This is a genomic window from Oscillospiraceae bacterium CM (genome assembly GCA_022870705.1).
GTDB lineage: Bacteria > Bacillota > Clostridia > Oscillospirales > Oscillospiraceae > Sporobacter.
Window position 1 is genome coordinate 1422602 of the sequence record CP072107.1, and the last position, 12781, is coordinate 1435382.

A 12781-nucleotide genomic window follows, 5' to 3' on the forward strand; every position below is an offset into this window, starting at 1 on the left:
AAAACGGGCGGCAAGCAAACACATATGTACACCATTGTTTGTTAAGCCCCTGTTTTCATCAGCAGGCTGATGAAAACAGGGCCTCAGACGACAAGAGGCTATCCCGCACGGTCGGAAGCCTTTACTTTTTACGCGTGCTGAAAAAAGTAAAGGCCGCCGACTGCAGACGGTTACCCTTGCAGTCTTCGGCCCCATTGCCTTACACATCTTAAATTTGGTGATACTATAACATACGGCGCTGTAAAAAGCAATATGCAATATTAATGTTATTCTCCTGCATTTTTCCGCCGTCTCTTCAGCAGCTTGACGATTTCATACCACAATACGGACATAGCTGCAAGCGCCAATGCGAGAAGAAGTGATCTGGGTGACAGCGGTGCAAGCTTTAATAACGTGTTGAGCGGCGTATATAGAATGACAGCGATCATCAAAAGTACGCCCAGTTGCGACGCCCAAACAATTTTATCGCCTGCCATCCGCCGCGCAGATGCCAGAAAATGGTCGCACTCGGAGCTGTTGACAAAAACGAGAAAGAGATTGGCAAGCATGAGGACGACGAGACCTATTGCGCGCGCCTCGGCGGCTTTCCCGGGGGCGGAGAGGAGCGTCATGTAGAATGCGCCAAAGGAGGCCGCGAGGATAACAAGACCCTGAATAATGCTTTTGAGAAGGCCCCTTCCCGTCAGCAGTTTTTCCTGCGGGCTGCGTGGCGGACGGTCCATAACGCCCGTTTCCGCAGGCTGCCGTTCTAAAACGACAGAGCATGTCGGATCAATAATAAGCTCCAGGAGCACGACGTGGAGCGGCAGAAGCAAGAGACTCTCGGGGGCAATGCCGAGCATGGGGCCCAGAAGCGAGGAAAACGCGATGGGGATGTGAATCGTGAACACATAGCCGACTGCTTTACGGATATTGTCATAAATCCGGCGTCCGTCATGCACGGTGTCGACGATTGTTGAAAAGTTGTCATCCAGTAAGATCAGGTCGGCCGCCTCACGCGAGACCTCGCTCCCCCGGCCACCCATGGCGATGCCGATGTCGGCGTTTTTCAGGGCCGGGGCGTCGTTGACGCCGTCACCCGTCATGGCGACGATGTGGCCATTTTCGCGGAACGCTTGAACGATACGCATTTTATGCGCCGGAATGACGCGCGAGAAAAGGCTGACCGTTTTGACCTGCTCGCGAAGGTCGCTGTCGTTCATCGCATCGAGCATATCGCCAGTGATAATCCGGTCGCTGTTTGGTATGCCGACCTGCCGCGCGATAGCCGACGCCGTGATACCGTTATCACCCGTGATCATAACAACGCGGATGCCTGCCCTGTTGCACACGGCAATATCCCGTGCGACGTGCTCACGCGGCGGGTCATACAGGCCGACAAGGCCGTTAAAATGCAGCGTGCTGGCGGTGAGACTCTCTGGTATCTCCGCGACGCCGTCGTATTTGGCCGATGCGACGGCGATAACGCGCAGCCCCTCCCCCGACATCTCGCAGAGCTTGCGCTCGGCGTCACCACGCGCGTCGTCGCTGAGGTCACAAAGCGCTAAAAGGCGCTCCGGCGAGCCTTTGGCGGCAAGGATGATTTCACCCTCGTGGCGCCAGACGTGGCCCATCATTTTCAGTTCATTTGTAAACGCGAACTCGGTTAGGAGCGCATCACCGAAGAGATGCTCCTTCGTAATACCGAGCTTCTGGCAGTGCTCTAAGATCGCGTTTTCCATCGGGTCATACGCGTCCGTCTCGCAGCCAAGACCCATGACTTCGCACAGGGTCATCATATCATGATCGACAGCCCAGACCTCACGGACCGTCATTTTGTTTTGCGTGATGGTGCCCGTTTTATCAACGCAGAGGACAGACACGGCACCCAGCGTCTCAACAGAGGGCAGACGGCGCACGAGAGCGTTGTTTTTGGCGATACGCCATGCGCCCATCGATAAAAACACCGTGAGGATGACGGGGAACTCCTCTGGGATCATCGCCATGGCCAGTGTGACGCCGGATAAAAGGCTCTGGATGAGGCGCGGGACAAGGGGGATATCAGGGATATTGATATACGTTGCCGCGCCAACGAGCGCGAACAGGACGGCGGCAATGCCGGCTGAGATTTTAACAATGGACGACGTCTGTTTCTGTAGCGGCGTTTTCTCCTCTCGGGCAGCGGTGACTTGGGCGCCGATTTTGCCGTATTCCGTCTCCATGCCGATTTTTTCGACATAGACGGCGGCTGTGCCCTGGGTGACGAGCGTCCCGGCGTAGACAGCGTCCCGCCGCCAATAGTCGTCATCAGCTGTATCACCGATGCACACTGTCTTCCAGACGGGCACCGACTCGCCCGTCAGCGTCGACTCGTCGACACATAGATCACTGCAACGTATAACGACGCCGTCGGCCGGCACCTTGACGCCCTCGTGCAGAAGCATTACGTCACCGGGGACGAGGTCAACACTAAAAATCTCTGTCTCAACGCCATCCCGGATGACGGTGACGCGGGGTGCGGAGAGATTCTTAAGGGCGGCAAGCGTTTTATCCGTCTTCCACTCTTGAATGATATCAATACTGATGATGCCAAGGACGAAGACGAGCATGATGGCCCCGTCACGCGCTTCGCCAAGCAGGAAATAGATAGTCGACGCGACGAGCAGCAGAACAAACATCGGCTCTTTGACGATGCTAAAAGCCTTTGCGGCAAAGCTTTCATGCTTTTCCGCCTGCAGCGTGTTTTTCCCGTACCGCTCCCCAAGCGCAGCGGCTTCTCGGCTTGTAAGGCCATTAAAACGTTCGCTATTGTGAGTCATATAAGTCCCCTCCATTTGCTTTCGCAGATTTTGTTGGCTCAATGGCATTTGTCTCAAGACGATAAAAAAACACATCTGTGAGACATACACTGTCCCACAGATGTGTTAAAATCATCTGCTGCCGCGTTTGCGGCCCAGCCCCACGAGCCGAATGGCCCGTCGCCTGCTCAGTTTGTACTGCCTGTTGAACATTCTGTTGTCGGAATGCGCAGGTCAATGCAATTTTTAATGGGGCTATTATACCCTTAAAATGGGGCTTTTGTCAAGCGGTTCTATTTGCTCGTGCTAATGCGCATTTTGTAGAAGGAGCGCCAGACAAAGACGAGCGCGATGACAAAGAAGACACCGCCGATGTACGGCGCGATGGAACGGAATGCGTCGCTCAGGGCAATTTCCATCGCGAGAAGGCCGAAGAGCGTTGTAAACTTGATGATCGGGTTTAAAGCAACGGAAGACGTATCCTTGAAAGGATCGCCAACCGTATCGCCGACGACAGTCGCATCGTGCAGCGGGGTACCCTTTTCATTTAAGTCAACCTCAACGACTTTCTTGGCATTATCCCAGCAGCCGCCGGCGTTGGCCATGAAGATGGCCTGGAAAAGCCCAAAGACGGCAATGGAGATGAGGTAGGATACGAAGAAGCTGACGGGGTTGTTGTTGGCGCCGGAGGGCGCGGAGAAAAACGCAAAAGCCAAAGCGAAGCTGAAGATGGCGATGAAGATGTTGAACATGCCCTTCTGCGCGTACTGTGTGCAGATTTTGACGACTTCCTTAGATTTCTCTGTGGCGGCCGACTGGCTGGCGTTCTCATCGAGCTGGATATTCGCCTTGATGTACTCAACGGCTCTGTACGCGCCTGTGGAAACAGCCTGCGTGGACGCGCCGGTGAACCAATAGACAACGGCACCGCCGCAGAGGAAGCCGAGAATGGTGAAGGGGTTTAAGATGTTCAGGATTTCCGACGGGTTGACGCCGAGGACATTCTGGATAACGAGAATGAGGGAGAAGATCATCGTCGTCGCGCCGACGACGGCCGTGCCGATCAAAACAGGCTTAGCCGTTGCCTTAAAGGTGTTGCCCGCGCCGTCGTTGGCCTCAAGGTAATGCTTGGCCGTCTCAAAGTCGGGCTTGAAGCCGAAGTCTTTCTCAATTTCCTTGTCGACATCGGGGATGCTTTCAATCAGGGAAAGCTCATAGACCGACTGGGCGTTATCCGTCACAGGGCCGTAGCTGTCGACGGCGATGGTGACAGGGCCCATGCCTAAGAAGCCGAAAGCGACGAGGCCGAAGGCAAAGATGGAGGGAAAGATCATAATGTCGTCAAGGCCCTTGCCGCTGAAAAGATAGGCCACAAACATAAGCGCAAAGAAGACCATGCCCTGCCAGAAGGCGCTGAAGTTACCGGCAACGAGACCGGAGAGAATGTTGAGGGACGGGCCGCCCTCTCTGGAGGCCGTAACAGTCTCCTGAACGTGCGTCGATTTCGGACTTGTGAAAATCTTCGTGAATTCCGGGATAAGCGCCGCGCCGAGTGTGCCGCAGCTGATGATGGAAGCGAGCACAATCCACAGATTCGCCTTCTCAGCACCAACAGCCGAATTCGGGCCAATAACGAGGTAACTGACGGCATATGTGACGATTATTGAGACGATCGAGGTGATCCAGACAAGATTCGTCAGCGGTTTTTCAAAATCAAACTCCTCAGCCTTGCTATAGGCGGCCTTAGAGAACGCCTTATTGATGTAAAAGGAGACGACGGAGGTGACAAGCATGAGAACGCGCATGATGAAAATCCAAAGCAGGAGCGTCGCCTGCAATTCCGGCTTGACGGCCAGCGCGATGAAGGAAACGAGCGCGACGCCCGTCACGCCGTACGTTTCAAAGCCGTCTGCCGTGGGGCCGACGGAGTCGCCGGCGTTGTCACCCGTGCAGTCGGCAATAACGCCGGGGTTGCGCGGGTCATCTTCCTTGATTTTAAAGGCAATCTTCATGAGGTCGGAGCCGATGTCGGCAATCTTTGTGAAGATACCGCCCGCGATACGCAGGGCACTGGCACCGAGGGATTCGCCGACCGCAAAGCCGACAAAGCACGCACCGGCGAGGTCACGCGGGACAAAGGTGAGGATGAAGAGCATCATGATGAGCTCGACCGAAACGAGCAAAACGCCGATGCTCATGCCCGCGTCAAGCGGGATGTTTAAAAGCTTTAAGGGCTTTTTCTCAAGGGACGCAAAGGCCATACGGCTGTTGGCCAGCGTGTTCATCCGAATACCGTACCACGCCACACCGTAAGAACCAAGAATACCGATAACCGCCCAGATAAGGATCAGTACAACGTCCGACACAGCTTTATCCTGCAGGCCGCCGTAGTAGAAAGCGATGCAGGCACCGATGATCAGCAGAAGGATGGCAATAAACTTGCCCTGCTGTACAAGATATGTCTTGCAGGTTTCAAAAATGGTGTTCGAAACCTCAAGCATGGATTTATGCGCCTTGATTTTTCGAACTCTCGAGAATTGATAAAAACCGAAAAGCAGACCTAAAACACAGATGACCATGCCGATAATAAGTATGGTGTTGCCGTTGACCTGACCGAAGAACTTGGATTCGGCCAAATCAGGAATGTGCAGATCCGCTTCGCTGGCAAACGCAACCGGTGACAATGCCGTCAGCAATGCGCCGATCACAGTTGCAAGCGACGCCTTTAAGAGCTTGCTTGATTTGACCCATTTCTTTAATAGAGTCATTTTTCTACGTCCTTTCATCTAAAGCTTTCATCTGCACCCATCTGTTCAATGCGCACAGACCTGCAATACAGCTTTTCACGCAAAACGATCCCTCTCAATGAATCCTCTGCCTTCACCCGGGCTGATGCTGTGATTAAGCCATCAAATATATTAACAAATTGTTATGGAATGTACAAGATAAAAATACAGAATTCCGGCTGGCTCTTCAAAATTAGATTTTTTGTACAATATTCATGACCATGGCGGCACAGCAATTGAATAATTATTCGCAACAATTTGAAATAAGAGGAAAAGAAGCAAACAAAAGCCCGGCTTAGCCGGGCTTTTGAAACGTCTATGTTAGTGGCGGGGATTTTGCGCAACCTTGAGGATGGCCTTTGTCGCTTCCACCATGATGTCTGTATGGTTTGACACCTTTGTTGTGGTGATCCCTGTTAAAAGCGCCCCTTTTTTTGTGGTAACATACTTCGGGCGCAGCTCGTTGAGCGCTAAGGCGCACGCGTCAGCAAAGCAGACGGGGCAGCGGCAGACATCCATCTCCTCCATCGTTTTCTTGACGCACTGCTTGACGAATTCCTCATTAATATTTACAGGCTCCAGATCTCCATGTTTGATGTCAGCTTCGTGTCGGTCCATAATGTGCCCCCTGTTGTGACTTGTTTCGTCTATTATAGCGCCATTTTCGGCGCGCGTAAAGACCGGTGTTATCCGACGCCCAAAAGCGCCCGGGCATTTGAAAAAAACAGGCTGTCGGCCTCTTTTTGACCTAGGCACGCAGCCGTTTTGTCATATGCTTTTCGGAGGAGAGGCTTGCGCGTCGTCAGATTATGCCCGTCACTGGCGATAAAGTCGACGGCCGGGAGCAGCTCCAGCACCCAGCGGCCAAGGCGGTCGGTACGCAGCACCGATTCGGCGTTGACCTGCAGGCGGCAGCCCATGGCCTTGAGGGTAAAAACACGCCCCAAGTCTTCCCGGCGGCTTATCAGGCGCTCGCAATGGGCGACGACGGGGGTAAAACCGTTTAACAGCAGCGCCTCAAGCAGCGCCTGCATGCGTGCCTGGGGCATGAGCGGGCTGATTTCGGCGAGGACACAGCGGCTTTGCGCAAGCGTCGGGCACGCGCCGCTTTGAAGGGCGGGCAGCAGCGCCTCTGTGAGCCGACACTCCGCCCCGAGTTCAAGCGTAAAGCCGGACAGGTCTTCGCGGAGGCGTGCGCGCAGCGCCTGAAGACGCGACGCCAGCATAGCACGCTCTGTTGAGCCGTTCCAATGCGGCGTTGCAATGACGGCACGGACGCCGTCCTGCCACGCGGCTCGGAGCATGAGCAGCGATTCCTCAATCGTTTTTGCGCCGTCATCCACGCCGTAAAGAACATGGCAGTGCATATCCGTCACGGCGCTACCGTCTGCTTTTACGGCGCGTCTCGGTACCGCCATAATAATAGTTCTTCGGATTGATGCGCATATTGGTGAGGATCATGCCCATCAGCTTGACGCTGACTTTGTCAAGGCTGCGTTTGGCTTCCTTAACGAGCGACCTGTTCGTCGATTCCATGGCGACAACAAAGAGTACTTTGTCGACAATCCGCGAGATGATGACGGTATCCGAAACGTTGAGGACGGGCGGGGCGTCAATCAGGATATAGTCGTACTTTTCCCGGGCCTCGTCAATAACGCGTTTGAACGCCACGGAGGATAACAGCTCCGTCGTCATGGACGTCATGCGGCCGGCCGTTAAGATGTCAAGCCCGGGCACATCAATGGCGTGCTGAATGGCCTCGGCCAGCGCGTACTTGCCGTAAATAATGTCCGACAGGCCGGGCAGCATGTTGATTTTAAAAGTTTTAAAGAGATTCGGGCGACGGAGATCACCGTCAATAAGCAGAACCTTTTTATGCTCCTGCGCCATGGTGATGGCGAGATTGCAGGACGTTGTCGTCTTCCCTTCTGAGCCGACGGAGCTGGTGAGCATGATGACCTTGTTCCCGTCTTCCTTCGTCATGTAATTAATGTTCGTTCGGAGCATTTTAAAGCTCTCGGACAGGTAGGAGTTCGGCTCCGTAATCGTCACAAGCCCTTTGTGATAATTGCTTTTCTCCTCTTTAAAGTGCGGAATAATGGCGACAACGTCCAACTGGAGCTCGTTTTCAACCATCTCCTGGCTTGTGAACGCGTCGCTGAACAGCTCGTGCAGATAAATGAACAGTAAGCCAACGACAAGGGCGATGACAGCCGCGAGCACCGTAATCATATTGACGTCGGGTGAAACTGGCTCTGCCGGAATGGTCGCGCGGTCGACGATCTGAATGTTTTCGACCTTGACGACTTCACCCGCGACCGAGACAAGCTGGACGGCCATGGCGTTGGCAACGTTATATGCCAGCACCGGGTCCTCGCTTGAGAAGGCGACGGAGAAGAGGCGTGACGTGTCAAGAACGTCGAGCTTGAGGGCCTTTTTGAAATCCCCAAAGTCCATTTTTATATTCAGGCTGCTCATGACGGGGTCGATGACGCGGTGGGAATTGGCGAGCTCCTTATAATCAACTATAAGCTGGCTCGATGCCTCCATATCCGACAGGGTGAGGTTTTGAGACGACCCCTGTTCCTGACCGATGAACATCGTCGTTTCCGCCTGATAAATCTTCGGAATAAAATTAGCGCTGATAATTTGCGCTGCCGCCGCTGTTAAAACAACGAAAGCCAGAAGGGCCCAGCCCTTCTTGAGCACGTTTTTCACCGCCTGTTTTAAATCGATCTGCTGATTCATAACAAAGCGCCCCAATCTGATGTGATCGCGCGGCACAGCCGCACGCGCGTGTGCATCCGACGCTACCTGTAAATATCGGCATATTTTGCTCTTTTCTGAAGCGCCGGACAAAATAATCTTATCACAGGATGCGGAAAATATCCAGTTTAATCAAACGGGTATGTCTGACAGGACAGGCGCATTGGGAACACGACAGAAAGGCGCCGGGCATTTACGCCCGGCGTCTCCCCGCTTTCTGTTGTTTGTATGAGGGTTTATTTATGTTCAGGCGACGGTCAGTGCGTCACCACCGAGATAATCGCCGCTCACATTGGCTTTAAAGACACAGCCGCTGCCAAGAACGACCGTGTTCATGCCGCCTGAAAAGCCAACCGTCAGGCCGAAGCGCTGTGTTTTGTCAGCGAGGGTATTGCTGAAGGTGCAGCCATTGAAAAAGACGTTTGTAATTGTTTGTGTGCCGTCGTAATTGTCAACACGGACGCCGTCAACGTTGTTTGCGGCGGCGGCGCTGTTGTTCGTGAAAACGCAGGCTGTGAAGACAATGTTGTTAACGCCCGTCTGCTGATAGGTCGTCACGAGGGAGACGCCGCGGTCGCGATTATTATTCACCGTCATATTTTCAAAGGTGACGTTGGCGGCGTCGCGCGGGATGTTGATGCCTGTATAATTATTGCTCACGGTGGTGCCATTGAAACGGAGGTTCTCCGCGTTTTCAATGTAAATCCCCGCGTCGTTGTTATCGGACATGTTGCCGCCTGTGACGGTCACATCCTTGATGCGCTCGAGCCAGCCCATGATCTCAAGGCCAGAGCCGGCGTTGTCGGTGCAGACCGTGTTCGTGATGGTGACGTTTGCAACGACCTGGCCTTCGTTCGGCTCCAGGTCAATGCCGGCTTCCGGCGCTGTACCCTGTGTGTTTTTGAAGGTGCTGTTCGTCACCGTGACGCCCGTTGCGTTTGTGATGGACAGACCCTGACGTCTGTTGTTGTCCGCCGTGACGCCCTCAAGGCGGATATTCGTAACAGCGGTCCCGCCGCCGAGATACAGGCCGTCGCCCCAGCAGTTCGTGATTGTTATATTTGTGACGGCCACGTTATTGGCACCGTTCTCAATGAGGATGCCCATACCCCACTCGCCGCCTGTACCGCTGTGATTGTCCCGGTCGCCGACGATTTTGCCGCCCGTCACCGTCACGCCGGTGACGCCGCTGATGTCAAGAACGCTGTAGTTGGCGCTGGCCGTCGGCAGGGCCTGCAGGATGGCGTTATCAGCCAGCTTGAGCGTCTGATTGGAACGAAGCTTTAAGGAGACATCAACATTGATATAATAAGTGCCGCCCGGGATATAGACGTTTTGGCTGCTGTTCAGCGCCTTTTGGATGGCAGCGGTGTCATCCGTTCTGTCAGTCCCCTTCGCGCCGTAGCTCGTCACGTCCACGGCGGCCGCGGGAGCCGTTGCCGCCGCCTTGGCAGTGTTCGGCGCATTTTTAGCCGCGAGAGTGTTGAATCCCAAAAGGCCCGCTGTGAGGACAGCGGCGAGAATAACGACTGCTGTTTTCCTGAGTTTCTTTCCGTTCATGATGATAACCCCTTTTACAGGCTCTGCAAACAGAGCACACGGCAACCGGCTGTCATAACCTTTCGGCCTTAGACCCTTGGCTTTGCGTCCTTGCCTTTCGGCAAGTTTGCGATTTAGGTATCTTTGCTTTTGAAACAAAAAAGTTCCGTCTGCGGCTGCGCAGACGGAACTCATTATCGTGAGTCCATCACTTCGGCAACCGGCTGTCATCACCGCTCGTGCGGTATTAGACCCTTGGCTTTGCGTCCTTACCTTTCGATAAGTTTGCCTTTTCGGTTTTTGGAAATATAAAAAGCTCCGTCTGCGGCTGCGCAAACGGAGCTTTAATAAGCTCTTCGCTTCGGCAACCGGCTGTCATCACCGCATCTCTGCGGCTTTAGACCCTTGGCTTTGCGTCCTCACCTTTCGATGAGTTTGCCTTTTCGGTTTTTTATAGCTTCATAGTAGCACAAAAAATCGAATTGTCAAGTATTATCGGAAAATTAATTAATTGATGCCTGTATTTAGAAACTTTAGCATACTTTTGTACGCTGACAGCGTCATAAAAACCTCATCATTGATATCGACAAATTTGACATTAAATGTGGTCGCATTATACTTATTAATCGAGTATATTTTTCCTAAATTAATTATAAAGCTCTTATGACAACGAAGAAAATCTTTATTATTAAGCAAAAATGTAACAGAATATAGATTATCTCTTGACTTAATCGTTTTTTTCTTTAATTTGTATAATACATATGGGCCATCCTTTGTCACATAATAGATGTCTTTAGCGTTTATTAGAATTAACCCATCATCATTTTTAATTGGAATCAACATAAAGCATTCACCAAAGTATAAGTGTCAAATAAAAGTAATTGAGATGACACTTGGAGTGTAAATATTTGTAATTATCTAAATAAATGATAGTTTTAATAACCATTTTAGTAGTGTAATATTCTAAAACCATGGTTTTAAGTCAATATATCTACTCATAAATCAAAATATATTTGTTTTCCTGCTATTAACTAGCATTATTTAACCATCTTAAAATGAAAGGGAATACTTATGAAAGCGCTAAAAAAATCTTTAACGATGTTCCTTGTCTTTACAACGTTGTGCAGCTTATGCTTCAGTATTACAAGCGCAGCTGGCAGTAATTTGATCACGGCTTCATCAAATCCGGCATATGGTTATTTCAGCATAACTGTCAGTATTCCTCCACTTGATCGTCTAATGGTAACAGCAAATAAAACTGGTGGGAGTATCTCTCAATATAGCGGGTATTCCGAATACAATCCTAATACTACATGGATGACTAGAACAATGATTTTGCCTGTCGGAAAGTTAGTAGGGTCTTATACCGTTCATGTGCGTAGCTCAAGAACGGCATATATTTCAAGCTCGGTTGTTATCATCAACAGATTTTATTCAATGTTAACGTCTGATAAGTTTACTTGGACACAAGAAGCAATTAATAATTATAATAAAGGAAATGCAGTTGGTAAAGTGTTCCAATTTGGTTTTGGGGTAATGTTAGATGCGCTTCTTACAAAAGGACTTTCAACTACTTTAAATGCTGTTATAACAATGAATGAGGTGTTGCCTACAACCCCAAGTACAAAAAACATTCAAAACCAACCGCTTTTGAATTATTCTTACGTAATATATAAGGTGCCTAACAGTAGCGGTTACACAACATATCTATATGTCTATAATCCGAGCAACGTTTTGACAGAGATACATAATTTGGGAACTAAAACTTGGAGTACAATCTAAAAACCATAATAGTGAGAAGGTGGGCTTGTGGGCCTACCTTTTCGCTATTCTGGCACTTGAGGATTAGCTATAAACTGAACTTAAATTGAGTTCTTTCAGGACACTATGGTTAGGAGCTCGTCTAAAAGTATAACCAAGTATTTCTTTTCAAAATTATTCTGATAATAATATACACATTTTGTAATATTATGTCAATATATATTTTTATAGTTAAGTAAAAAAATGTTATATCTCATATTATTCCGATGTTGCTGCGGAACTTAGGAATAAAATCTTTCCCGCTTGAGTTTGCGGCAGCAAACGGCGATTTTGCCGAGCAGGCTTTTCCCGATAATGACCTGATAGTAACTCTTCGGCACACCGCCGAAACCAAGCTTAAAGGTGTCAACGCCATTAGGCGCGGTGACGCTTGTGACGCCGCCCCAATCGAACGACCGGCTGCCGCGCTCTTTGAAATAGCACATGTCGCACCAGTGGAGAAATTTGTTGGCCATGCCAATGGTGTTGCGGTCTAACGCCGGAAGCCTGAAATTCGAAACGGAGTGGAGGCAGCGGGCCGACGCGCCGTCCGTGACGTACAGATGCTGGGCAAACACGTCCTCACCGCGGTATGCCATCGTGAGCACGAGGCTGCCGTTTTTTTGATAGCTCTTTAAGGCACTGTCGTTGAGTCGGATGTCGATGCCCTTGAGGTTAGTAAATATTTTAAACTGACGTTTGAATTCATCCAGAACGCCGGGCTCCGCTGCCATATCGCGTGATGTTATGACCCTGAACTTCACGCCGTCTTTTTCGGCCTTGCGGATCTGGCGCTTATAGCCATGCACCATGCGATCAAAAAGCGCCTCCTGAGGCTGTGTTAAATCAGTAATCAGCGAGTACTGCAGGCAAAAAAGGCAGCCGGGATAATCATATGTATCGATGCCGTGTAAAAACACAAGGTCACCGTGGCTATTCCGCGCGGCGCTCTGTGCGTCATTGCAAAACCAGAGCGTGTTGATTTTCAGTCCGCACTTGCGGTAAATCGTATCGACCATAAAAGCTCCTTTTGCTTATATCTCTATTCCTAAGGAAACTTCTGTACACTGATATGAAAGATTCTTCGCTGTGCTCAGAATGACAGGCGGGTCG

Annotated in this window: 9 protein-coding genes and 3 riboswitches; of the genes, 1 reads left to right on the forward strand and 8 read right to left on the reverse strand. The window is 51.0% G+C overall.

Features of this window, described 5'->3' with window-relative positions; all coding sequences use genetic code 11:
* Nucleotides 1–266 precede the first annotated feature (266 nt).
* The 7 genes from IZU99_07060 to IZU99_07090 all read right to left on the reverse strand — a co-directional run bounded on the left by IZU99_07060 (nucleotide 267) and on the right by IZU99_07090 (nucleotide 10711).
* Nucleotides 267–2798, reverse strand: a complete 2532-nt coding sequence (locus IZU99_07060; protein UOO37029.1) for a cation-translocating P-type ATPase — start codon at nucleotides 2796–2798, stop codon at nucleotides 267–269.
* A 272-nt stretch (nucleotides 2799–3070) separates the two neighbouring features.
* Complete coding sequence (locus IZU99_07065; protein UOO37030.1) at nucleotides 3071–5563, reverse strand: sodium-translocating pyrophosphatase; 2493 nt, start codon at nucleotides 5561–5563, stop codon at nucleotides 3071–3073.
* 321 nt (nucleotides 5564–5884) lie between these two features.
* Entirely contained in the window at nucleotides 5885–6181 is a 297-nt protein-coding gene (locus tag IZU99_07070; GenBank protein UOO37031.1) for a late competence development ComFB family protein, read from the reverse strand.
* Nucleotides 6182–6249: 68 nt separating this feature from the next.
* Nucleotides 6250–6981 (reverse strand): hypothetical protein, encoded by a 732-nt coding sequence (locus IZU99_07075; protein ID UOO37032.1) that lies wholly within the window; start codon nucleotides 6979–6981, stop codon nucleotides 6250–6252.
* Nucleotides 6944–8311: a polysaccharide biosynthesis tyrosine autokinase gene (locus IZU99_07080; GenBank protein ID UOO37033.1), complete on the reverse strand. Its 1368-nt coding sequence runs from the start codon at nucleotides 8309–8311 to the stop codon at nucleotides 6944–6946. Before IZU99_07080 ends, IZU99_07075 begins: the two co-directional genes overlap by 38 nt.
* Before the next feature lie 264 nt (nucleotides 8312–8575).
* A complete protein-coding gene (locus IZU99_07085; protein UOO37034.1) occupies nucleotides 8576–9889 on the reverse strand; it encodes a right-handed parallel beta-helix repeat-containing protein in 1314 nt (437 codons plus the stop codon).
* 37 nt (nucleotides 9890–9926) lie between these two features.
* Nucleotides 9927–10010: riboswitch (cyclic di-GMP riboswitch) on the reverse strand.
* Nucleotides 10011–10080: 70 nt separating this feature from the next.
* Nucleotides 10081–10168, reverse strand: a riboswitch (cyclic di-GMP riboswitch).
* 60 nt (nucleotides 10169–10228) lie between these two features.
* Nucleotides 10229–10318, reverse strand: a riboswitch (cyclic di-GMP riboswitch).
* 57 nt (nucleotides 10319–10375) lie between these two features.
* A complete protein-coding gene (locus IZU99_07090; protein ID UOO37035.1) occupies nucleotides 10376–10711 on the reverse strand; it encodes a LytTR family transcriptional regulator in 336 nt (111 codons plus the stop codon).
* 228 nt (nucleotides 10712–10939) lie between these two features.
* Here IZU99_07090 and IZU99_07095 point away from each other — a divergent pair, with 228 nt between their 5' ends.
* The gene (locus tag IZU99_07095) at nucleotides 10940–11650 is read left to right on the forward strand and encodes a hypothetical protein (protein UOO37036.1); all 711 of its coding nucleotides are present in this window, start codon (nucleotides 10940–10942) and stop codon (nucleotides 11648–11650) included.
* Nucleotides 11651–11910: 260 nt separating this feature from the next.
* Here IZU99_07095 and IZU99_07100 read toward each other — a convergent pair whose 3' ends face one another.
* Nucleotides 11911–12687, reverse strand: a complete 777-nt coding sequence (locus IZU99_07100; GenBank protein ID UOO37037.1) for a hypothetical protein — start codon at nucleotides 12685–12687, stop codon at nucleotides 11911–11913.
* Between the last annotated feature and the right edge of the window lie 94 nt (nucleotides 12688–12781).